Source organism: Pseudomonas sp. LBUM1663 (genome assembly GCF_059695905.1).
This window is the reverse complement of sequence record NZ_CP166792.1, coordinates 618,389-640,318: the sequence shown is the minus strand read 5'-3', so window position 1 is coordinate 640,318 and position 21,930 is coordinate 618,389. Positions and strand designations below refer to the sequence as shown.

Below are 21,930 nucleotides of genomic sequence, written 5' to 3'. Positions count from 1 at the left end.
GGCCTCAATCTGGAGTGTAGACAAGCCCTGTTACACCTTCATCCGCCGATGCAACAGATGGCCCTCAATCAACCACCGGATCCAGAAGATCCTTGAAGGCTTCCCGGTATCGCTGATAGGCATCAACCCGCTTATCAATGACCGATGCGGGCATCCGCTCGAACAAGATCGGTGTGCCCCCTTCGACAGCATAAGTCTGTCCAAGCTCACGTAACGACGTCCATTGAGCGTATGCCGCGCCCTCCTCATAGAGCTTGTTGATTTTTATCTGCCGGAACGTGTTCGCCTCGGAAATCGCAGGTAATGCCGCAGGCCCTGTCGGTGCTTCATTGATAAAGTTGTATTCAGCCACGGCCGGTCCGGGGGCTAGTGTGGTCACCGGCGGCATTTCAAAGTCGAAGTGTGCATTGCTGGCCACGTGCGCCGCGGGAAATTCCGGCCAAGAGTCAGCGACGACCAGTGCATCGAGATTGCTCAGATCATCCCCTATCACTACATATTGATGGTCAAAAAGGGTGGCCCTGACAATGTGAACACTGGACGTCCGGGGCTGGCTCGCCAGAATCGATAACGTGACCTTCGAGTTCTCCGAGCAATTGCCCCCCTTGATCTCGATGGCTTTGCGAGCGGCTTCGGCGGTGGTCAGTTTGGCGGAGAATCCGCCCTCCTCAAGGTCCATCCCTCGCAGGCCTTTGATTTTGGCAATGGCCCAACCGCCGTTTTCCCAAATGCTCGGCAACTGATTACCGGACAACGGCAGGAGCTCCTTGGCTCGATAGATCGCTTCCTGCGCCATTTTCAAGTTGGCCATGGTTTGAGCCGACACCTGAATCGGTTCCCCGGACGTGGTTACGTCTGCGGACAGGAACTCTCCATACTCACTTAAATCCCTCAGCTCCGGACTAGGCGTTACACCGTTCTCCCGGACTGAACCTAACAGCGCCTGGTAGGCATTGGCCCGCCCGGTCTGTTCCAGATTGCGCGCATTCAAACCCAAATTTCGTTCCAACTCCGTAAGCGGCACCAAGCCTTCGTCGGTAAACAGGCGCCCGGTCAACGCGCTGAACTGCCCTGGCAGCATCAGCTTCTGAAGATCGGGTAACGCCTCGATACTCTGGACGATGTCCAAGCCAGGCCCGGCCTCGCCGGTCGCATTGGCGGCGTTCAGGGCCTCGAACAGATCGAAGAGGTAATCCTGTGGAAAGCTGTCGTGAATCAGTTTCAGGCCACGCAGATAATCGAATTGTTTGAACGCTGAAACAGAAGGATGGAACGCTACCGCGACCAGATCGCTGTATTGCACGCCGATGTCTTCCAGAGCTGCACGTTCGCCGCCAGCACCCGGCGCGCCGCCACGCAGGCGCATCCATTGAGGATCGTAAGTGAGAGGGTCAAGAACCGGCAGACCGTCCAGCACCTTCAGCAACTGATAGGGCTTCAACGCGTTGTCCCGCAGGGCCAGCTTCAGTTTTAGTCCTTGGCCGATATGGATGTTCAGCGCGATACGCTCGGCATCCGGCAACGCCTGCAAAATCGAGGAAAACCAATCCATGCCCGAATGCAGGGCGTTACCGTCTCCGTCATAAGCGATGAACGTCGAGTCGTGAAGCTCGACGAGCGTGCGGCGAATCCCCGCGTCGTCCTTGCCGATACTGTCGAGCAGGTGGCCGTCGTACTCGAACCGTCGGACTTCAATGCGCACATCGGAATTCCAGCCGCGAAGATGCTCAAGGGAGTGCAGCGCCAGTCTGTCCAGGTCAGCACTCTCGACCGAGTCCAGGTAAAAACCTTCATAAGCACGACTCATGCGCACGTCTCGAAGCGCCCAACGCGCGAGGTTTTCCAGCCTTGCGGGCACCTGCCCACGTTCAATCGCCTGAACTTCGGAGGGCGTGGCGATGGACAGCAACTCGCGAGCGACAGTGCCGGGAAGGCCCGGCACTTTGGCCTGGATGGTTTTTGCGCTGTCACTCGTGGCGGCTTCGATACGACGATAACGCGCGTCGAATAGCGACGTGCGCTTGCTCTTGGCCCGTTTCGCCAACTCGGCCCGCAGATTTTTGGCGTTCATTTCCTGCGTGCTGGGCGCAATACGAAACTCGACGTTCAACAAGGTGTTCAGCTGTGCGTCATCCAGGTGCGATAACAGCCTCTTGACCAGATCAACGTCAGACAGACGATTGCTGTTTATCCGGACACGCGGCCCATCCACGCGACCAATGACCCGAAGCACTTCGCCACGGGCGTCTACCAGTTCAATCGCATTGCCCGGCCACAGACCGTCGAGCAGCTGAAATTGCATCTCGGGATCGGCGCTCGAGTAATCTTGCGCACGTTCGCTGCCCATCTGCTCGATGAAGGTCTGAATGTCGCGGTCGATGCGGAACCGGGTCACGGTATCGCTGAGCAAGGGCGACGGCCGCTGATTGTCGGCATACATTCGGCGGATCGCGCTGGCGTCGGTCTGGCTGACCGTGCGGATGTCGCCGTAGGATTCGGCCAACTCACCCATGTCTGGCCCGAGTCGCGCCATCAAAGTCGAGTCATCCCAGGTGTGGGGCTGCTCGCCTTCAATCACGAAGGCACCTTCGCCGTTGCTGTCCACCACGGGTTGATAGGCATCGGATCGAGTCGGATGTTTAACCCTGTGCTGGCCGGTCTGTGGATCTTTCGTGAGTTCGAAGTGCCGGGTGTCCAGCTTGAGAATCGGCTTGCCCTCATGCCGGTGCAGCCAGGTTTCATCAGGCTTAGAATCCGCAGCCAGGGTCAGGTTTTTTTTCTGATAGGGTTCCAGGTCGCGGTTCCACAGGCGCTTTGCGCCGTTGGCAAGCGTGACCGGTGTTGTTGACTCGATGAACGATGACAACCTGGGCAGTACAACCTCCCTGCCGATTTTCATGCCGCCGGCGAAGGCCGCTAACTGGATCACGCTTTCGACAAACCCAATGATGTGCTCGGCCCCCTCCAGATAGAGACCTTCAGCCAGATCCACAAGGCCTTCGACGACCTCGCTGACCAACTGATAAACCATGTAACCCATCATTACCTCGCCCACAAAGGGTATGAAAGGCCCCACCACCATCAACGCGGCATTGAAGATGTCGGATAGCATTTTTTCCAGGTTGTCGAACCACGCCCAGCGCTCCATTCGATCGGCATCTTGCGTCGAGATGACCATTTCCCGGGCATCGTTCAGGATTTTGTTTTGCTGTTGCTGGTAGAGATAGCGCCAAGGGTCGCCACTCAACAATGTATGGGTGTCGTTCTCGAATCGAACGTGATCAAAGTGCAGGCGAGGATTGTCGATGGGCGTTTCGCGCCATACCGGCTGATCGACGCCCGGGACCTTGTCATGCGGAGTGATTTCTACCAGCGCGGCGTTGAGCGCTGCGAAGAAGCGCCCCCGTTGTTGATGGTCGACAAAACGGCTGAAGAACTGCTGATAGCTGTTTGTGGAATTCTTTGGGGAGTCACGCAATTGGCGAGTGAGCTCACGGGCGAACTCGGCCTTCGAGGCGTACTCTTTCAGTGGATGTTGCGGATCGTGCGGCACATAGGCAATGACTCGCCGGGCGGCGCCGTCGTGGATATGCAGATCAGGGGCGATCAGTACGATGCCTCTCAACTGAACATCGAGCACTTTCAGCTGATAGTAATGAACGGGTAGGCCATCCATCTTCCACGCTTTAATATCCTTGAGCAGGCTTTGTACGGCCAGGTAGCCACTTCCCGAGATATCATTTTTAAGGCTGGCCAGATACAGGGCTGTTTTTAACGCAGCCTTTTGGCTTTTAATAATTTTTTGCTGCACCACCGCACGCGCCAGTCCATCGACCGGGCGCACATAGTTTTCAAGATAGACTTTATATTGAGCACCGATATCCAGACGGCGGCACAGCGTCTTGAATTGGTCGACACTCATTTTGTTGCGGACTCCGGTGATGTCGAACCGATTCGATTTGTCCGGCCGGGTAATAAACTGCGAATCAGAGGTTAGTACTTCTTTATCCGAAAAATTATGCAATGCCGCATCCAGCAGCGAAACAATGCGCGATTCCACGCCGTTATTGAAATTGTTCGCCCAGGGGGATAAATGAGGCGGAGAAAACAACTGCAAAAACGTTTCCTTTACATCGACGTCCACACCGTATTGATCTTTCAACGCCCGACGAAGCAGCGGTTCAGAAAAGGCGTAGACGTCTTGCGCCTCGCTCAACATCTGGTCGACATCGTTCTGTGTGCGCCAGCTTTCCTCCGACGCACGTTGCAAGGCTGCGCGCTGCATCGGTGAAGCGGAGATGATCCATTCGGGAAGAGGGGCTATCGCGCTTTTTAACGCGCTGATCCTATGGGGTGAAGTCTGGCGTATCCATTCGGGGATAGCTGTTTTTATAAGTTCGTGGTGAATGCTTTTTTGTTGTGTCGCGGCTGCTGATATTTCATCGATACGGGTTGAAGTGGTCACATTGATACTCTGCATAAGTAAGCTGAACAGGAACGGCTTATGCAACTAGCGTACAACGTTAATCACTCGATCAAATGAAGTGCAATTCCGATTAGCCTGTAAGAAACTTCACCACTTAAACCTTCTAATATAAACTTACTTCTTTAACTCAGATAACTCGTTGCCGCCGATATTGCTCTGGCGTACACCCGGCCTGACGTTGAAACATCGCAATAAATGCCGAGCCCGTGCTGTAACCCATGTCAAAGGCAATGTTCTGAACACTGCGTTGACTGTCCAGCGCTTCGATCGCCGCGAGAAAACGCAAGCGTTGCCGCCACTCACCGAAACTCATGCCCAGCTCACGGACAAACTGCCGCGCCAAGGTGCGTTCGCTGACATGGATCTGCGCGGCCCAATGCGCCAATGGCCGATTGTCCCCGGGCTCGGCTTGCAGGGCTTCAAGTATTACGAGCAATCCCGAACTGCTGGCGTAAGGCAAATAACACTCTTGGATGGGCACCTGTTGCAACTGGTCCACCAACACCTGCGCCAGACGTTTGTCCGCGTCGTGTTCGGGAATTTTCACGTCACGGGCGGCGAAGTCTTTGAGGATCGCCTTGAGAATGTCGCTGATCGCCAGCGTGCATGCTTGCTGCGGCAACGCGCGGCACAACGCCGGCGCCAGGCAGACCGCGCGATAGTTGATCGGTTGATTGCTGTAGAAACTGTGCTCGGTCTGTGGCGGCACCCACACCGCGTATTGCGGCGGCGACATGAAGCGGCGGCTGCCGATTTCCATGTGCAACACGCCGTTGGCCGAATACTCGAGGGTGCCCCACGGGTGACGGTGGGCCGAGGCATATTCGTGGGTGTCGAAATCGGCATAACGGAAATAGACCGGGGACGGCAATTCTGCGAAGTCGAGCAGGTCGATGTGTTTACTGGTCATGCTGTCCGTCATCCGGGGCAGGTTGTCTGGATCGAAGTATAGGCTTGCATCCAGACAGGCGGATAATCGCCGCTCATTAACGTTTCTGGTTTTCTCTGATGCAATACGCTTATCCCCTGCTGGCCATTTTCATTTGGGCCGGCAATACCGTGATCACCAAGATGTCAGCCGGGGCGATCTTCCCTGCGGAAATCGGCTTCTACCGCTGGCTGCTGGCCGGGATTCTGTTCACGCCGTTCATGCTCAAACCGGTGATTGCGCATTGGCCGAAAATTCGCCCGAACCTGGGCAAGATTTTCATCCTGGGCGTGCTCGGCATGGCCGTCTATCAAAGCCTGGCGTACTTCGCCGCAACGCTGACTACAGCCACCAATATGGGGATCATCCTGTCGCTGATGCCCTTGATGTCGCTGGCCATGGCAATCGTCAGCCTCGGTCAGCGCCTGACGGCGGGCGCATTGGCCGGCGCGGTGTTGTCGTTCTCCGGGGTGTTGGTGGTGGTGTCGACCGGCAGCCTGGGCGCGCTGCTGGAACATGGCGTGAACCTGGTAGACGCGATGATGCTGATCGCCACGCTGGCCTATGCGATCTACAGCACGCTGCTGAAAAAATGGCAGCTGCGCTTGCCGCCGCTGGTGTTGTTGTATTTGCAGGTACTGGTGGCGGTGGTGGTGCTTTTTCCGCTGTTTGTCGCTTCACCGAAGGTCGGACCGACCTTGCAGAATATTCCGCTGGTGCTTTATGCCTGTTTGCTGGCTTCGATGCTGGCGCCGTTGGCGTGGATGCAAGCCGTGGTGCGTCTGGGACCGAGCCGGACCACACTGTTCTTCAATTTGCTGCCGTTGATTACGGCGTTGATTGCGGCGGTAGTGCTGCATGAACAGCTGGCGCTGTATCACCTGGTGGGTGGGGTGTTGACGCTGGGTGGGGTGGTGCTTTCGGAGCGTTGGACCACGGTGCTCGGCCGGGCGTAATCCTTTGTGGCGAGGGGGCTTGCCCCCGTTCGGCTGCGCAGCAGTCGTGAAACCTGCCAACTGGGTAAGTTTTTAAATTGCAGGGGGCCGCTTCGCAGCCCAACGGGGGCAAGCCCCCTCGCCACACGACGTTTACACGCCAGCCGCTTTCAACCGGGCCGCATGCTCGACAAACAACCGCACCGGATCCGCCCCTTTCCCCACCAGCCCCAGCGACTGATTGACGATGTCAAAGTGATCCATCGGATATTCATCGCCAATCACCGTCCCAAGGTGCGAGCTGTAACGCCCGACCATCCCGTCGCAATGCCCGGTTTCGCGCACAAAGGTTCTGGCAAACAGCCGGCAACTGCGGTTGGTGCCGTCGAACAGGTTACCGCCGCGATCCGTCTTGCCTGGTTGCAACGTCCCGGACCACGAGTAATAACGCACGCCGTTGACCTCTTCCGGGCCATGACCGCCCCAGGTTTCAGGCAGGCCCTGTGGATAACGCTGGTTGAACGCCGCCACGCCCACACTGGTCAGGGACTCATGGGACGCGTGGATATCCACGGGCAATTTTGGTCCGCGATACCCGGTCTCCAACAGGCTCATCAATGCGCCGATCAGCCTCAGCAGTGCTGCGAGAAGCCGACCTTTGGCGCTGTCCGCCGGGTAATGTTTTTCCAGATAATCCGCCAGCTCCGAGCCATGATTCGGCCCTGCGACCGAAGTGACGGACGCCACGCGATCCGGTCGCTTGGCGGCCGCGTAACGGGCTGTGAGCGAGCCTTGGCTATGACCGATCAAGTTGACTTTGTCTGCCCCGGTTTCCCGCAGAATGTCCTCGATCCGTGCCAGCAATTGCTCGCCGCGCACCTCGCTGGAATTGAGCGGCGAGACCTGCACCGCAAACACCGTCGCCCCTCCTCGGCGCAACGCCGAAATGATCCCGTACCAGTACGGATACAGCACCAGACGGATAAACCCGAGCATTCCCGGGACCAGCACCAACGGATAACGCGTGGCAGAACCTTGCGACATGGGCGGACATCCTTGTGATCGGTGAGATGAAGCAAGGCGCGATGCAAGACATTAGCCAAGCATCGTCACCCAAGATGACAACTCGACGACCAGTCTATGACATCCCCCCTACTTCAGCCCCACCACGCCCACCACGATCAGCCCCACCGACACCAGTTTGATCGCCGTCAGGCTTTCGCCCAGCAACGCAAAGCCGAGAAACACCGTGCCCAGTGAACCGATGGCGGTCCAGATCGGGTAGGCGATGCTCACGGGCAACTCGCGCATGGCCAGGGTCAGGAAGTAAATCCCGCCGACGGCGGCCACCCCCGTGATCAGTGATGGCCAGAGCCGGGTAAAGCCTTCGGCATACTTCATGCCCATGGCAAAGGTGACTTCGAACCCCGCGGCGATCAGCAGAAACAGCCAGGCCATCAGAACTCCCGGGCCAGCGCCAGCAAACGCTGCTCGGCCTCGGCCAGCGAAATCGCGAATGTGCGCTCAGCCGACTCTTCGCCTTCGGCGGCGACCACGGTGATGTCGGTGATGCCGATGAACCCCAGCGCGGTGCGCAGCAACGGATCGGCATGGTTCATCGCCTCCAGTTCGCCGCCGGGCCCGAAACCGAAGCCGCCGCGGCTGGTGACGATCAGCGCTTTTTTGCCGTGCACCAGCGGCTCGTACTGCGCCACGCCATTGTCCAGGGTGTGATTGAACGTCAGCCCGAGCCGCACAATCTGATCGATCCAGGCCTTGAGGCCACTGGGTACGCTGAAGTTGTACATCGGCGTGGAAATTACCAGCAAATCGTGACCGAGCACCTCGCCGACCAGTTCATCGCTGAACGCCAGGTCGGCCTGCATCGACAAGGGACGTGCGTGGGGCTCGGGGTAAAACGCCGCGGCCACAAAGGCTTCGTTGACCGGCGGTATCAGTGCCCGACCGATTTCCCGGCGAGTCAGCTGCGACTGCGGATGTCGCGCTTGCCAGGCGCCAAGAAACACTTCCGCCAGACGCCGGGAGTGGGAACGCTCACCACGAGGGCTGGCATGGATCGCAAGAATCTTGCTCATCTGAATCTCCTAAAGGGCTAAACTGCTTGTGGCTTGCAGATTGAAGCTCGCAGCCGCCCTTCTTCAACTGAGCAGAAATCAGTCTGGATGAGTCTATTTCATCCATGGAGTATTTTAATGTTTGCCTCGTTGCCGCTGACCGCCCTGCGCGCCTTCGAATCCGCCTCGCGCCTGCTGAGTTTCAAGGCTGCCGCCGAAGAACTCTCAGTGACACCGACAGCGGTGTCCCACCAGATCCGCTCGCTGGAGAGCTGGCTCGGTGTGCCGCTGTTCGAGCGGCTGCCACGGCAAGTACGCCTGACCGACGGCGGCGAACGGTTGTTCCGCAGCCTGCACGGCGCGTTGCTGGAAGTGGCACAAAGCGTCGACACGTTGCGCCCGCAACGCAGCGGCGCGAGCCTGACGATTTCTACTACGGCCGCCTTCGCGGCGCTGTGGCTGGTGCCGCGACTGGGTCGGTTTTACGCCCGCCATCCGAATATCAACCTGCGCCTGGACACCCATTGCGAGGTCATCGATTTGCATCAGGACGCCAGTGTCGATCTGGTGGTGCGCTACAGCCTTGATGATTACCCGAACCTTTATGGGCTGTGCCTGTTCGACGAATCGTTCGGTGTCTTTGGCTCGCCCGAGCAAGTGGCGCTGGCGGCCGACCAGGCGCCCACACTGATCAGCGTGCGCTGGCACAACTCCAAACTGTACGCCCACGGCTGGGCGGCCTGGTGCGCGCAGTCCGGCGAGACCTGGCTGACAGGGCAACCGGCGGTCCGTGAATACGACGAGGAGCATTACGCCCTGCAAGCGGCGATCGCCGGGCAAGGCCTGGTGCTGGCGAGCAATATCCTGGTGTCGGAAAGCGTGGCCAGCGGTTTGCTGGTCGCCTACCGGGGCGACGTTCAGGTGGATGGCGCCGGCTACAGCGCGCTTTGCGTACCGGGGCGCGAACGACATCCGCCGGTGCGGGCGTTCTTTGCGTGGTTGCGCGAAGAGGCGTTGCTGTCCGGACATGCGTTGGCGTGATCGATTGCTATCGCGAGCAGGCTCGCTCCTACAATGGACCTGTGTTTACAGAACCAATGTGGGAGCGAGCCTGCTCGCGATAGGGCCACAACAGACGCCAACGAATTACTTGGTAGGCTTAACAGTAACTGGCGCCTTCCCCGCCTTCATCTGCTCCAACAACGGCGCACACTGATTCGGCTCACCCCCGCTCGGTGCCACCAACGCCAGCAGCCCCGCCGCCGGCGCTGCAATCACGCCCAGCGCAACCATCCCCGCGCCACGCAAAATCAGCGGCACCGCCTTCACGCCCGCATCCGGCTTGATGAACTTGCCTCGCACATACAGCGGCGAACGCAACGAAATCAGGCGCCAGCCCTTGGACTCCGGGGTAACGGTCAGGTCCAGTTGCTCCGTCGCCATGTTCGCCGTGCCGTCGATATAGATGATCGCGTTCTCGGTATCGAAGACGAACAGTCGGGTGGTGGCCAAACCGGTCTTGATATCGAAGTCGGCCGCCGCGCAATTGATCTTCACCTCCTTGTCGCCAAAGATCTTGCCCACCACATAGTTGCCGACGTTCAGACCGGCCAGCTCCATCAGCTCGCGGCTGATGGCGCCATCGTTTATCAGCATTTTCAGATTGCCATTGGCGCCGCCCAACAACTTGGCCACCGAGTTGCCGCGGCCGGTGATGTCGGCATCGCCATTGAGTTCGCCGAAGCTGGTTTTCATCGGTTCAAAGGTCGGGAACAACTGCTTGAGCTTGAACTTGCGCGCGGTCAATTTGGCCCGGCCTTCCAATGGTTCGGTGCGGCCATTGAGGCGAATCTGCGCATCCAGAGTGCCGCCCGCCACGCCGAAACGCAGGGGTTCAAGACTCAGGACGCCGTCTGTCAGTACCAGATGCGTGTAGAGGTCCTTGAACGGCAGTTTTTCGCTGTGGACGATGCGCTTGCCGGTGAATTCGACGTCGGCGTCCATGTCGCGCCAACGCTCGGTCTTGAACTCCTCGACCGGCAACACCTTGTCTGTCGGCTGCTTGCTTTCGCCGCCACGGGCCTTTTGCTTGGCGTTGGAATCGGCGCCGATCAACGGGGCCAAGTCGGCGAACAGCAGTTGATTGGAAACAAGCGACCCACTGAGTTTCGGCCGCGGCTGGCTGGCGACATAGGCCAGGCTGCCGTGGATGTCGCTCTCGCCGATCTTGCCGTTGAATTCTTCATAGCGGAACACCGCGCCACCGGACTCATGCAGTTTGGCGATCAAATGCCCGTCGGTTGCATACGGCGGCGTATCCGGCAGTGTCACACCGGTCAGCGGATAGAGATTGCCCAGGCTGGTGCCGGCCAGTTTCAGGCGCAGGTCCAGGGCACCGAGGTTCAGCGGATCGGTCAGCGTACCGGCCAGTTCGACGCTGGTATCGGCGATCTTCACTTGCGCCTGGAGCGGGAACGGCCGGGCCGCGTCCTGCAACGCCAGCAACCCCCCAATCTTGCCTTCGCCCGCGAGTTTCTGATTGTGGTATTGGCCTTTGACCTTCAGCGCGAACGCGTAATCCTGCGGGGCTGCGCCTTTCTCCTGCGCGGTTTTCGCGGCTTTGTCGCCGACGATATCGCTGAACGGAATGGGTTTGCCCAGCGGATCAATCAGCACATCGAGTTGAGTCTTGAGGTTCTGATCATCGAGTGTCACGTGGCCCTTGTCGAAGCCGATGGCACCGATGTCCACCACCCAGCTCGAAGGTTCGGCATTCGGGTCTTTGGGGTCGAACTGGAACGTCCAGTTGGCGCGACCATCGGCCAGGCGCTGCAGGTCGGCATTCGGCTCGGTCAGATCAATACGCGGGATCACCACCCGCTGTGCCAGCAGAGCCAGGGGTGAGATGCGCAGTTCGACGCGTTTGAGGGTGACCATCTGCGGTTTCTTCGACCAATCCGGGTTGCCCAGGCTCAGGTCTTCGGCCACCACGTGCGGCCACGGCACCCAGGCCCGCCAACCACCCTCGTCGGGCTCGCGCTGCCAGACCACCGCGAGGTTGCCATTAATGGCGAACGGACGATGCAGCTCTTCAGAAACTTTGGCGTTAAGGGGCGGTTTGATCCGGTTCCAATCGAAGAACACGATGATCAGAACCAGTACCGCCAGCAAGACAATCAGGCTGGCGAAGGTCCAGGTAACAATTTTACGAGTGCGCGTCATTGCACAGGGCTCCTGATACGACTGAGCGCCCTGACTGCGACGCACGAGTGAAACGTCAGGCCAGAACCGGCCTGCCATGGAATCTACGACTGGAAAACGGCCCGCAGGTTTAACCGAAACACCGATTAATCCTCAAATAATCAGCCGGGGAGAGACTGCCCCCGAACCCGGCGTTACCGCCCCCCGCACTTTTGTGCGGCGCGAGTGGGTCGAAAATACCCATCACAGGGCAAAAACGATCACCGGAGACGCCCGTTCTAGAGCGCTTCGGCAGAACAATCAATTCCGTTGATTATTACCATTGCGTTTATGAACTTTTATATCGACTTATCGAGAGTAGCATTGCCCTCGTACCCACTTTATCGCCCTCCCAAGGAGCAACCCATCATGAAACGCCAATTACTGCTTAGCCTTACCCTTTCAATGCTGGCCAGCACCGCTTTCGCTTTGCCTGCTGCTGACCAAGCCACTCCACAAGTCAAAGACAGCCGCTCGGTGTTCAGCCAAACCGTCGCTGCCGATGGTTCCGACCGCACACCACAAGGCCAGACGCTTGCCGAAGGTGGCAATGATCGCCTGAAAGAAAAAGGCCTGATCACTCAGGATGGCTCGGACCGTACTCCACAAGGTCAAACCCTGGCTGCTGACGGTTCCGACCGCACTCCACAAGGCCAAACCCTGGCTGCTGACGGTTCCGACCGCACTCCACAAGGCCAAACCCTGGCTGCTGACGGTTCCGACCGCACTCCACAAGGCCAAACCCTGGCTGCTGACGGCTCCAACCGCACTCCACAAGGCCAAACCCTGGCTGCTGACGGTTCCGACCGCACTCCACAAGGTCAAACCCTGGCCGAAGGTGGTGGTGACCGTGTAATCAAACGCAACAGCGCTTTGAGCTGAGCCCATGGCGGCCCTGAAAAAAAGCCCAATCCCCGGATTGGGCTTTTGACTTTATAGGGTTTGGCCTTGTTGGAAGTTGCATATCCCCGCTTGATCCCCCGATAGTCGTTCGACGCCAGCGAAGCCGATTTGCTAGAGTGCGCCGCTGTCCCTGTCCAGAAAAACACCCTTGCGATGCTGCCCCGCGCCGAACAGAAACAACAAACCCGCAACGCCCTGATGGACGCTGCCCGTCACCTGATGGAATGTGGTCGAGGATTCGGCAGCCTGAGCCTGCGCGAAGTCGCGAAAACCGCCGGGATCGTGCCCACCGGTTTCTACCGGCATTTCTCCGATATGGATGAACTGGGCCTGGTGCTGGTGAGCGAAGTCGGCCAGACCTTTCGCGAAACCATTCGCCTGGTGCGCCATAACGAGTTCGTCATGGGCGGCATCATTGACGCTTCGGTTCGGATCTTTCTCGACGTTGTCTCGGCCAATCGCTCGCAGTTCCTGTTTCTGGCCCGGGAGCAGTACGGTGGATCGCTGCCCGTGCGCCAGGCCATTGGCCGCCTGCGTGAAGACATCAGCTCGGACCTTGCGGCCGACCTGTCCTTGATGCCGAAATTGCAGCATCTGGACATCGCCGGCCTGAGCGTCATGGCGGACCTGATCGTCAAAAGCGTGTTCGCGACCTTGCCGGACATTATCGATCCGCCGCCCGAGGCGCTACCCGAGCACCTGACACCACAGGCAAAAATCACTCAACAACTGCGCTTCATCTTCATCGGCCTCAAGCATTGGCAAGGCCTCGGCAGCACCGAATAAATCCTGTGGGAGCGAGCCTGCTCACGATAGCGGAATGTCGGCCACATCAATGTTGATTGTGCCGACGCTTTCGCGAGCAAGTCGAATCGTCGCACCGCCGCTCCCACAAAAAACCAGTCAAGGCATCAATTTGGTGCCGCCGAAAAATCCTCGCACCATTGCAGGTCAAAATCCTGCAACATCCTGAAACACCCGCTACGCTCCGACAGGTATTTCCTACGTATCGCCCGATTGGCAAGCCCCTTGCTCTAGCCTGAACATTGTCCATTGCTGGAAGCCTCCCGATGCTGGTGATTCATCGCAGAATCGACCCTCAACCCGTCTGGGCCGCCGAGTTGCACCTAACCTTCGAGGCCCGGAGCAAAAGCCGTTTGCGCTGTTTCAGTGCCGAAGGCGAGGACGTCGGTTTGTTTTTGGAGCGCGGCCAGCCGCCACTGTTTGACGGCGAGTGCCTGCAAGCCGAAGACGGGCGCATCGTCCGTGTCTGCGCCCGCCCCGAGCAACTGATGCATGTCACTTGCGCCAACGCGTTCGAACTGACTCGCGCGGCCTATCACTTGGGCAATCGCCACGTCGCCCTGCAGGTCGGTGATGGCTGGTTGCGCCTGCTCGATGATTACGTGCTCAAGGCCATGCTCGAACAGTTGGAAGCCAAGGTCGACAACATCGAGGCACCGTTCCAGCCGGAACACGGCGCCTATGGCGGCGGCCATCACCATTCCCGCCACGGCGACGAGGACTTCAACTACCCGCCGAAACTGCACCAGTTCGGCGTCCGGTTATGAACCCGGCCTGGGCGCTGCTGCGCCTGGCCAGCCCACAACTGCCGATTGGCGGCTACAGCTATTCGCAAGGCCTGGAGATGGCAGTGGATAACGGCCGGGTGAACGATGCAGACAGCGCGCGACGCTGGATCAGCGATCAGTTGCTGCTGAACCTGGCACGCTTCGAAGCGCCGCTGCTACTCGCCCATTGCACCGCCGCCACCGAAGAAAACTGGACTGAGTTGCTGCAACGCTGCGAAGAACATCGCGCCAGCCGGGAAACCCGCGAGTTGCACCAGGAAAGCCGGCAGATGGGCTATTCATTGCAACAACTGCTCAACGGCTTGCCGGAACTCGATGCGCCCGCCCGCGCCTTTCTCCAGCAGCGCCCCGAACCGCACCTGGCCCTTGGCTGGGCGCTGGCCGCTCGCGCCTGGCAGATCACGCCGCAAGACGCGCTGGCGGCGTGGCTCTGGAGTTGGCTGGAAAATCAATTGGCGGTGCTGATGAAAACCCTGCCGCTGGGCCAGCAAGCCGCGCAACGCCTGACCAGCGAACTGCTGCCGCTGCTGCAACAAGCGCAGCAAAACGCCACCCGAATCAACCCCGAACACTACGGCAGCGCGGCGTTCGGCCTGTCCCTGGCGAGCATGGCCCATGAGCGTCAGTACAGCCGTCTGTTCCGTTCCTAGGGTCTTTTTACTTGGAGAATCACATGAACACACAACCCCTGCGCGTCGGCATTGGCGGCCCGGTCGGCTCCGGTAAAACGGCGCTGACGCTGGCACTCTGCCTGGCCCTGCGCGACCGCTACAACCTGGCCGTCGTCACCAACGACATCTACACCCGCGAAGACGCCGATTTCCTGGTACGCAACGAAGCCTTGGCGCCTGAGCGCATCATCGGCGTGGAAACCGGCGGCTGCCCACACACAGCGATCCGCGAAGACGCCTCGATCAACCTCGAAGCGGTGGATCAACTGAACCGCCGCTTTCCGGGGCTGGATCTGATTCTGGTGGAGTCCGGCGGCGATAACCTGTCGGCGACCTTCAGCCCGGAACTGTCCGACCTGACCATTTACGTGATCGACGTCTCGGCGGGCGACAAGCTGCCGCGCAAGGGCGGGCCGGGAATCTGCAAATCCGACTTGCTGGTGATCAACAAGGTCGACCTCGCGCCGCTGGTGGGCGCGTCCCTGGAACTGATGGACAGCGACACCCAGCGCATGCGCAACGGCAAACCCTTCGTCTTCAGCAATCAGAAAACCGGTTTGGGCCTGGAAGCAATCATCGCCTTCATCGAACGCCAAGGCTTGCTGATCGCAGCCTGATCACGACTTATCAACAAGGAAGCTTATCCATGACACTGAAACGCATCCTGGGCGCCCTGGCCCTGCTGCTGACCCCGGCCATCGCCTTCGCTCACCCGGGCCACGGCGACAACGGTCTGATCGCCGGCATCAGCCACCCGGTTGGCGGCCTTGATCACTTGCTGGCGATGGTGGCGGTGGGTTTGTGGGCGGCGCAGCAGAAAGGCGCCGCGCGCTGGGCGCTGCCGTGCACGTTCGTTGGCACCATGCTGATTGGCGGACTGTTGGGTTTTGAAGGACTGAACCTGCCGGCGCTGGAAAGCGGCATTGCGGCGTCGGTGCTGGCGCTGGGCCTGGCGGTGGCCTTGGCCGTGCGTCCGCCGTTGAGCGTGGCAGTCGGTGCGACGGCTGTGTTTGCGCTGTTCCATGGTGTGGCCCATGGGTTGGAGTTGCCGGACATGTCGAGCCCTTGGGCGTATGCCGCAGGGTTTGTGGCGGCGACGGCGGCGTTGCATGCCGCGGGTTATGGCGTGGTGCGCGTGTTGCCGCAAGCGGCGGCGCCGTTGGTTCGATTGGCCGGTGCGGCTTCGGCGGCGACTGGGGTTTGGTTGTTGGCGGGCTGATTTCTCTATTGCATGATGACCCCATCGCGAGCAGGCTCGCTCCCACATTAGACTGCGATCAAATGTGGGAGCGAGCCTGCTCGCGAAGGCGGCCTGACAGACACCGCCTCTCTCAGGCCTGCTAACATGTCGCGCAATCAACCCTGCCGTGACGACGCCAGCCAATGCCGCCTGTTTCCCGCTCCGCCTCCCAGCCTGAATTGACCGCCCTGTTCGCCTCGGTGCAACAGCATTTCCAGGACGTGATCGTGCCGCTCTGGCAAGGCCCCGGCTGGAATGCCGACATGGCGTTGCCGTACGAAGCGCTCGATGCCGGGCATCAGCCGCTGCCACCCCAGCGCTATCGGGCAATGGCCTGCGCGCGGCAGCTGTATCTGTTTTCCAGCCTGATCGGCCAGGTGCCGGCCGCCGAGGAGCGCGCCGCCGCGCTGTTCCGTTCCTTGCAACAGCATTTCCACGATGCTGAACACGGCGGCTGGTTCTACAGCATCGACCCGCAAGGTGCGCCACTGGATCGGCGCAAAGACCTCTACACCCATGCCTTCATCCTGTTCGCCTGCGCCCATTACTGGGGCAAGGTGCGCGAGCCGCTGGTGGAATCGGTGCTCAACGCGACACTGGAAGTGCTGGCACAGCGCTTCGCCACGGGCGACGGCCTGTATGAAGCCAGCCTCGAGCGTGACTGGTCCTCGCTCAACTCCGGCCCCCTGCAAAACCCCCTGATGCATCTGGCCGAAGCCTTCCTCGCGACCCTGTCGGTGCGCGAAAACATCGCCGTACAGCGCGCGCTGGTCGAGTTATGCACAGCCATGCAGAAGCGTTTTATCGACCCGCAACACAGCGTGTTGATGGAGAAACCGCTGGGCGCTGTGGATAACTGGTTTGAACCGGGGCATCAGTTCGAGTGGTATTTCCTGCTGGAGTCTTCGCCACTGCTGCGCGGTTCAAAACTGCATGTTTCGCTGGACCGTGCATTTGTACTCACCGAACAACTGGGCGTTGATCCGAAGACGGGGGCCGTAGCGGCAATGCTTGGTCTCGATGGCTCGGCGAAGGATGCCACCCAGCGCATCTGGGCCCAGGCTGAATACCTGCGTGCGCTGACCTTGCGACCGGACAGCGAGGCCTCGGTGCAACATCAATTGCAGGCGTTGCAGAAACACTTTCTGCATGTGGGTGGATGGTATGAGTGTCGTGATGAAAATGGCGAAGTCAGCCGCAAGGACATGCCTTCGACGACGCCTTATCACTTGGCGACTTGCTATCGCGGGCTGGTCGATTATCTCGGCTGACTGACAGATAGCTATCGCGGGCAAGTCGGATCGCCGCACCGCCGCCCCCACAGTGATTGCGCTGAACCTGTGGGAGCGTGGCTTGCCCGCGATGGCCGTTACGCGGTCTTAAGCCTTGTTATTACGCTCAATCGCAAACCCGGCCCACGTCTGACTCACCGGCATCAGCTCCAGACTGTTGATGTTGATGTGCGCCGGCGCATTGAGCACCCAGAAAATGGTCTCGGCGATGTCCTGCGGCTGGATCGGCTCGGCACCGGCGTAGGTCGCGTTGTAACGCTCCTGGTCACCGGCAAAACGCACCAGCGAGAACTCGCTCTCGCACAGGCCCGGCTCAATGTTGCTGACACGCACGCCAGTGCCTTGCAGATCGCAGCGCAGGTTCAGCGAGAACTGGCCAACGAATGCTTTGGTCCCACCATAAACATGGCTGCCCGGGTACGGATAGTTGCCGGCGACGGAGCCGAGGTTGACGATACCGGCACCGCGACCGTGGGCGATCAGGCGTGGCAACAGCAGGCGAGTGGCGTACATCAGGCCTTTGATGTTGGTGTCGACCATCGTGTCCCAATCGTCGAGATCGCACTTCGGCGCCGGGTCAGCACCCAGCGCCAGGCCGGCGTTGTTGATCAGCCCGCGCAGCTTGGCAAAGGACGGCGGCAAGTTGGCGATCGCTTCCTCCATGGCCTTGCGATCACGCACGTCGAGCACCAGGCCATGGACCTCAGTCTGCTTCGACAACTCGGTGCACAGGGCGTTGAGGCGTTCTTCACGACGGCCTGTCAGCACCAGTTTCCAGCCGGCATCGGCAAAACGACGGGCACAGGCTTCACCAAAACCGGAAGTCGCGCCGGTAATAAACAGGGTGTTGGACATCGTGTTCTCCTTGCTTCGGCTGACGGTCAGCCATTTGAATAGAAAATCAGCTGGCAGCATGCCCGGCCTTGCCCACAGCGGCAACCACCGCAAAAACTGTACAAAAAACAACCAGACCTTGTGAAGCCACAGGCGCCGTGGCTTGCAGCCATGTACACGCACCTTATCCACAGGCCGATCCACAGTTTCCGGGGGCAAGTGGAAAAGCTGGAAGCCGCGATCCACAAGGCTTTGCGGGCAGATTACAAAGTTTTTTGCTTGACCCTCGGGTGTCAGCTGTGTAGCCCATGGCATTTTGCACGATGGGCGGGTCAAACCGACGATGGCGCCAAGCCAGTAACTACGGCCCTCAGCCGAGTCTTTCCAGAGTTTAACCACAGACTTATCCACAGGCTGACCCATCACATTTCCAGCCACTGTGGTCGCCAACAAAAAGGTTGACAAAGCCTGTTCCGGGTCAAGTAAAAAGACCTGATCAAAAAACAACCATATCGCCGCAAGCCACGGATTTAAAGGCTCTCAGACAGCTACTCCCACGTTATTCACAGCCAGTTCCACAGCAAACGGGGACAAGTCAAAAGCGTGACAAAACAACTATTTGCAGCGGCTTTATGTCGCGCTTTGAGAGCTTGTGAATATTGTTTTCCACAATTTCCGGAAAGCACACGGCGGCACCTGTGGGAGCGAGCTTGCTCGCGATGGCGGTGGGTCAGTCACCACAATTGTGACGGTGATGACGCTATCGCGAGCAAGCTCGCTCCCACAGGGATCAGGGGTGTATTGGGGATGTAAAAAAGCCCCGGCGATTGCTCGTCGGGGCTTTGGATATTTCAGCGGAGCATCAATGCCCGCCGAGATAGGCGTTACGCACTTCCTCGTTGACCAGCAGCTCCTTGCCGGTGCCCGTGATGCGAATCTCGCCGTTGACCATCACGTATGCCCGGTCCGACAGCTTCAACGCGTGGTTGGCGTTCTGCTCGACCAGGAAGATGGTCATGCCGGTACTTGCCAGTTCCCGCAGGGTCGCGAAGATCTGTTTCACTACGATCGGCGCCAGCCCCAGGCTCGGTTCATCGAGCAACAGCAGCTTGGGCCGACTCATCAACGCACGGGCGATGGCGAGCATCTGCTGTTCACCGCCGGACATGGTCATGGCGCGCTGGTTACGGCGTTCCTTGAGCCGCGGAAACAGCTCGAACATGCGCTGCATGTCCTCGGAAGCGTACTTGTCACCGATAGGGATGGTCCCCATCAGCAGGTTTTCCTCGACGGTCATGTCGGGGAACACCCGCCGGCCTTCAGGCGACTGAGCGATACCGTTGGATGCGATGTAGTGCGACGACTTGTGGGTGATGTCCACGCCCTGATAAATGATCTGCCCGTTAGCCGCTCGCGGCTGGCCGAAGATCGACATCAGCAAGGTCGACTTACCGGCGCCGTTGGAGCCGATCAAGCTGACGGTTTCACCTTCTTCGATATGCAGCGAGACTTTTTTCAGGGCCTGGATAGGCCCGTAAAACACATCCAGATCCTTGAGTTCGAGGATGGGTTGACTCATAGCACCACTTCCTCTTCATCAGCGCCCAGATAGGCCGCAATCACTTTCGGGTCGTTGCGAATCGCTTCAGGCCCGCCCTCGGCGATGACAATACCGTGGTCCAGCACCACGATGTGGTCGGAAATGCTCATTACCATGCCCATGTCGTGTTCGATCAGCACCACGGTCAGATCGTGCTCGTCGCGCAGCAGACGGATCATCGCGCTCAGCGCTTCGGTTTCCTGAGGGTTGAGGCCGGCAGCCGGTTCGTCGAGGCAGATGATCTGCGGCCGAGTGCACATGGCCCGGGCGATTTCCAGACGGCGCTGTTGCCCGTAGGACAGTTCGCCGGCCAGACGGTTGGCGCAGTCCACCAGGTCCACGACTTCCAGCCAGTAGAAGGCGTGGTCCAGCGCATCGCTTTCAGCCTTGCGGTAGCCCTTGGTGTTGAGGATGCCGGCCAACATGTTGCGGTTGACCCACATGTGCTGGGCCACCAGCAGGTTTTCCAGTACCGACATTTCCTTGAACAGGCGAATGTTCTGGAAGGTGCGCGCCAGCCCGGCACGGTTCACCAGGTGGGTGCCGCCGAACATCTTGTAGCGCATCCGGGTGATGAAGCTTTTCGGCGAAACGAAATCCGTGGCTTTGAACGATTCGCCCAGCAGCTGGATGACATCGGTGCGCTCGCCGCGGGTATTGAGTTCGATCTTGCCGCCGGAGGCCTTGTAGAAACCGGTCAGGCAGTTGAACACGGTGGTCTTGCCGGCGCCGTTGGGGCCGATCAGGGCAAAGATCGAGTTGCGATGAACCTTGAGGCTGACATCGCTCAACGCCTTGATGCCGCCGAAGTGCATCATCAGCTTCTCGACCGAGAGTACGACTTCGCTCATGGCGCTACTCCTTTACGCGGGGTCACACCGGTACGGCTGATCCGAATCAGGCCGCGCGGTCGCCAGATCATCATCAACACCATCAGCACGCCGAACAGCAGCACGCGATATTCCGCAAAGCCGCGCAGCAGTTCCGGGGCAACGGTCAGCACGAAGGCTGCAATCACCACGCCGATGGTCGAGCCCATGCCGCCGAGGACCACGATGGCGAGGATCAGGGCCGATTCGAAGAAGGTAAACGAGGTCGGGTTGACGAAGCCTTGATAGGTGGCAAAGAACACCCCGGCCAGGCCGGCCGTCGAGGCACCGATGGTGAACGCCGAGAGCTTGACCAGTACGTGGTTCAGGCCCATGGAGCGGCAGGCGATTTCGTCTTCACGCAAGGCTTCCCAGGCGCGGCCGACCGGCATCTTGACCAGACGATGCTTGATATACAGCACGGCCAGCACCACCAGGAACAACACCGCATAGATGAAGTAATACTTCACGTCCGGGTTATAGGCGATGCCGAAGAATTCATGGAACGGGACGCCCCCCTCCTTCGCGCGCTTGCCGAACTCGAGGCCGAAGAACGTTGGTAACGGAGCCGCCATGCCATTCGGGCCGCCGGTCAGGGACAGCCAGTTGTTGAGGATCAGGCGAATGATTTCACCGAAACCCAGGGTCACGATCGCCAGGTAGTCACCGTGCAATCGCAGCACCGGGAACCCGAGGATGCAACCGGCAAGGCCCGCGGTGATGGCCGCCAGCGGCAGCACCGTCCAGAAACCCAGGCCGAGGTATTGATAACCCAGCGCCAGGCCGTAGGCACCGATGGCGTAGAACGCAACGTAACCCAGGTCGAGCAGACCGGCCAGGCCGACCACGATATTCAGGCCCAGGCCCAGCAATACATAGATCAGCCCGAGAATGACCACGCCCAGCAGGTAGGAGTTGGAAAAAAACGGAAACACCACGGCAACGAGGATCAACAGCGGGATGATCCAGCGCAAGCGGGATTTGTAATCAGGTGGCAGTACATGAACCCCGGAGCCGGTGCTTTCAAAGCCTTCAAGGATTTTCAGGCCCTTGGGCGTTTGCAGGAACAGGCTCAGGGCAAACCGGCCAGCCATGACGATGGCGACAATCCAAGCCACCCGGGTCGTTTCCAGATTGAAGCCGTAGCCGTCGAGGACCACGCCGACAATCGGGCCGAACACAATCAGGGCGACAAGGCCGGCAAGAATCGCGTCAACCAGGCTTCTTTTGAGATCAATGGTTTTTTTAGTGGTTGAAGACATCGC

The 21,930-nt window shown here is 59.4% G+C and carries 19 protein-coding genes; 9 read left to right on the top strand and 10 right to left on the bottom strand.

Going from position 1 to position 21,930, the window contains the following annotated elements:
• Positions 1-64: 64 nt before the first annotated feature.
• On the bottom strand, positions 65-4,465 hold the full coding sequence (locus ACA075_RS02850) for a dermonecrotic toxin domain-containing protein (protein WP_497297198.1): 4,401 nt from the start codon (positions 4,463-4,465) through the stop codon (positions 65-67).
• Positions 4,466-4,613: 148 nt separating this feature from the next.
• Entirely contained in the window at positions 4,614-5,396 is a 783-nt protein-coding gene (locus tag ACA075_RS02845; protein ID WP_497297197.1) for an AraC family transcriptional regulator, read from the bottom strand.
• Between the two features lie 98 nt (positions 5,397-5,494).
• On the opposite strand from ACA075_RS02845, the gene ACA075_RS02840 reads away from it, so the two are divergent.
• Entirely contained in the window at positions 5,495-6,370 is an 876-nt protein-coding gene (locus ACA075_RS02840; protein ID WP_497297196.1) for a DMT family transporter, read from the top strand.
• Between the two features lie 132 nt (positions 6,371-6,502).
• On the opposite strand, the gene ACA075_RS02835 is transcribed toward ACA075_RS02840, so the two are convergent.
• The 3 genes from ACA075_RS02835 to ACA075_RS02825 form a co-directional block, all read right to left on the bottom strand.
• A complete protein-coding gene (locus tag ACA075_RS02835) occupies positions 6,503-7,393 on the bottom strand; it encodes an esterase/lipase family protein (RefSeq protein WP_497297195.1) in 891 nt (296 codons plus the stop codon).
• A gap of 108 nt (positions 7,394-7,501) precedes the next feature.
• The gene (locus tag ACA075_RS02830; RefSeq protein WP_497297194.1) at positions 7,502-7,807 is read right to left on the bottom strand and encodes a DMT family transporter; all 306 of its coding nucleotides are present in this window, start codon (positions 7,805-7,807) and stop codon (positions 7,502-7,504) included.
• A complete protein-coding gene (locus tag ACA075_RS02825) occupies positions 7,807-8,445 on the bottom strand; it encodes an FMN-dependent NADH-azoreductase (protein WP_497297193.1) in 639 nt (212 codons plus the stop codon). Before ACA075_RS02825 ends, ACA075_RS02830 begins: the two co-directional genes overlap by 1 nt.
• Positions 8,446-8,532: 87 nt before the next feature.
• Between ACA075_RS02825 and ACA075_RS02820 the strand changes: the two genes are divergently transcribed.
• Complete coding sequence (locus ACA075_RS02820; protein WP_497297192.1) at positions 8,533-9,465, top strand: LysR substrate-binding domain-containing protein; 933 nt, start codon at positions 8,533-8,535, stop codon at positions 9,463-9,465.
• Positions 9,466-9,570: 105 nt separating this feature from the next.
• On the opposite strand, the gene ACA075_RS02815 is transcribed toward ACA075_RS02820, so the two are convergent.
• Entirely contained in the window at positions 9,571-11,646 is a 2,076-nt protein-coding gene (locus ACA075_RS02815; RefSeq protein ID WP_497297191.1) for an AsmA family protein, read from the bottom strand.
• A 387-nt stretch (positions 11,647-12,033) separates the two neighbouring features.
• Here ACA075_RS02815 and ACA075_RS02810 point away from each other — a divergent pair, with 387 nt between their 5' ends.
• From ACA075_RS02810 to ACA075_RS02780, 7 genes are all read left to right on the top strand, one after another.
• Positions 12,034-12,546: a hypothetical protein gene (locus tag ACA075_RS02810; RefSeq protein WP_497297190.1), complete on the top strand. Its 513-nt coding sequence runs from the start codon at positions 12,034-12,036 to the stop codon at positions 12,544-12,546.
• 174 nt (positions 12,547-12,720) lie between these two features.
• The gene (locus tag ACA075_RS02805) at positions 12,721-13,353 is read left to right on the top strand and encodes a TetR family transcriptional regulator (RefSeq protein WP_497297189.1); all 633 of its coding nucleotides are present in this window, start codon (positions 12,721-12,723) and stop codon (positions 13,351-13,353) included.
• A 284-nt stretch (positions 13,354-13,637) separates the two neighbouring features.
• Positions 13,638-14,138 (top strand): urease accessory protein UreE, encoded by a 501-nt coding sequence (ureE, locus tag ACA075_RS02800; RefSeq protein WP_497297188.1) that lies wholly within the window; start codon positions 13,638-13,640, stop codon positions 14,136-14,138.
• Positions 14,135-14,809 (top strand): urease accessory protein UreF, encoded by a 675-nt coding sequence (locus ACA075_RS02795; protein WP_497297187.1) that lies wholly within the window; start codon positions 14,135-14,137, stop codon positions 14,807-14,809. Before ureE ends, ACA075_RS02795 begins: the two co-directional genes overlap by 4 nt.
• 23 nt (positions 14,810-14,832) lie before the next feature.
• Positions 14,833-15,447, top strand: coding sequence for an urease accessory protein UreG (ureG, locus tag ACA075_RS02790; protein ID WP_497297186.1), 615 nt, complete (start codon positions 14,833-14,835; stop codon positions 15,445-15,447).
• Between the two features lie 29 nt (positions 15,448-15,476).
• A complete protein-coding gene (locus ACA075_RS02785; protein WP_497297185.1) occupies positions 15,477-16,049 on the top strand; it encodes a HupE/UreJ family protein in 573 nt (190 codons plus the stop codon).
• Positions 16,050-16,213: 164 nt separating this feature from the next.
• Positions 16,214-17,341: an AGE family epimerase/isomerase gene (locus ACA075_RS02780; protein WP_497297184.1), complete on the top strand. Its 1,128-nt coding sequence runs from the start codon at positions 16,214-16,216 to the stop codon at positions 17,339-17,341.
• Between the two features lie 108 nt (positions 17,342-17,449).
• Here the strand turns inward: ACA075_RS02780 and ACA075_RS02775 are convergent, their stop codons facing one another.
• The 4 genes from ACA075_RS02775 to livM form a co-directional block, all read right to left on the bottom strand.
• Positions 17,450-18,217, bottom strand: a complete 768-nt coding sequence (locus tag ACA075_RS02775; protein WP_497297183.1) for an SDR family oxidoreductase — start codon at positions 18,215-18,217, stop codon at positions 17,450-17,452.
• An 841-nt stretch (positions 18,218-19,058) separates the two neighbouring features.
• Positions 19,059-19,775, bottom strand: a complete 717-nt coding sequence (locus ACA075_RS02770) for an ABC transporter ATP-binding protein (protein WP_109627728.1) — start codon at positions 19,773-19,775, stop codon at positions 19,059-19,061.
• Positions 19,772-20,647: an ABC transporter ATP-binding protein gene (locus tag ACA075_RS02765; protein ID WP_109627727.1), complete on the bottom strand. Its 876-nt coding sequence runs from the start codon at positions 20,645-20,647 to the stop codon at positions 19,772-19,774. Before ACA075_RS02765 ends, ACA075_RS02770 begins: the two co-directional genes overlap by 4 nt.
• Positions 20,644-21,927 (bottom strand): high-affinity branched-chain amino acid ABC transporter permease LivM, encoded by a 1,284-nt coding sequence (gene livM, locus ACA075_RS02760; RefSeq protein WP_219093675.1) that lies wholly within the window; start codon positions 21,925-21,927, stop codon positions 20,644-20,646. Before livM ends, ACA075_RS02765 begins: the two co-directional genes overlap by 4 nt.
• Between the last annotated feature and the right edge of the window lie 3 nt (positions 21,928-21,930).

What these genes read in the sequence shown, in the direction of transcription:
- ACA075_RS02845 (WP_497297197.1), bottom strand. Translation starts at nt 5,396, where the DNA reads ATGACCAGTAAACACATCGACCTGCTCGACTTCGCAGAATTGCCGTCC.
- ACA075_RS02840 (WP_497297196.1), top strand. Translation starts at nt 5,495, where the DNA reads ATGCAATACGCTTATCCCCTGCTGGCCATTTTCATTTGGGCCGGCAAT.
- ACA075_RS02835 (WP_497297195.1), bottom strand. Translation starts at nt 7,393, where the DNA reads ATGTCGCAAGGTTCTGCCACGCGTTATCCGTTGGTGCTGGTCCCGGGA.
- ACA075_RS02830 (WP_497297194.1), bottom strand. Translation starts at nt 7,807, where the DNA reads ATGGCCTGGCTGTTTCTGCTGATCGCCGCGGGGTTCGAAGTCACCTTT.
- ACA075_RS02825 (WP_497297193.1), bottom strand. Translation starts at nt 8,445, where the DNA reads ATGAGCAAGATTCTTGCGATCCATGCCAGCCCTCGTGGTGAGCGTTCC.
- ACA075_RS02820 (WP_497297192.1), top strand. Translation starts at nt 8,533, where the DNA reads ATGAGTCTATTTCATCCATGGAGTATTTTAATGTTTGCCTCGTTGCCG.
- ACA075_RS02815 (WP_497297191.1), bottom strand. Translation starts at nt 11,646, where the DNA reads ATGACGCGCACTCGTAAAATTGTTACCTGGACCTTCGCCAGCCTGATT.
- ACA075_RS02810 (WP_497297190.1), top strand. Translation starts at nt 12,034, where the DNA reads ATGAAACGCCAATTACTGCTTAGCCTTACCCTTTCAATGCTGGCCAGC.
- ACA075_RS02805 (WP_497297189.1), top strand. Translation starts at nt 12,721, where the DNA reads ATGCTGCCCCGCGCCGAACAGAAACAACAAACCCGCAACGCCCTGATG.
- ureE (WP_497297188.1), top strand. Translation starts at nt 13,638, where the DNA reads ATGCTGGTGATTCATCGCAGAATCGACCCTCAACCCGTCTGGGCCGCC.
- ACA075_RS02795 (WP_497297187.1), top strand. Translation starts at nt 14,135, where the DNA reads ATGAACCCGGCCTGGGCGCTGCTGCGCCTGGCCAGCCCACAACTGCCG.
- ureG (WP_497297186.1), top strand. Translation starts at nt 14,833, where the DNA reads ATGAACACACAACCCCTGCGCGTCGGCATTGGCGGCCCGGTCGGCTCC.
- ACA075_RS02785 (WP_497297185.1), top strand. Translation starts at nt 15,477, where the DNA reads ATGACACTGAAACGCATCCTGGGCGCCCTGGCCCTGCTGCTGACCCCG.
- ACA075_RS02780 (WP_497297184.1), top strand. Translation starts at nt 16,214, where the DNA reads ATGCCGCCTGTTTCCCGCTCCGCCTCCCAGCCTGAATTGACCGCCCTG.
- ACA075_RS02775 (WP_497297183.1), bottom strand. Translation starts at nt 18,217, where the DNA reads ATGTCCAACACCCTGTTTATTACCGGCGCGACTTCCGGTTTTGGTGAA.
- ACA075_RS02770 (WP_109627728.1), bottom strand. Translation starts at nt 19,775, where the DNA reads ATGAGTCAACCCATCCTCGAACTCAAGGATCTGGATGTGTTTTACGGG.
- ACA075_RS02765 (WP_109627727.1), bottom strand. Translation starts at nt 20,647, where the DNA reads ATGAGCGAAGTCGTACTCTCGGTCGAGAAGCTGATGATGCACTTCGGC.
- livM (WP_219093675.1), bottom strand. Translation starts at nt 21,927, where the DNA reads ATGTCTTCAACCACTAAAAAAACCATTGATCTCAAAAGAAGCCTGGTT.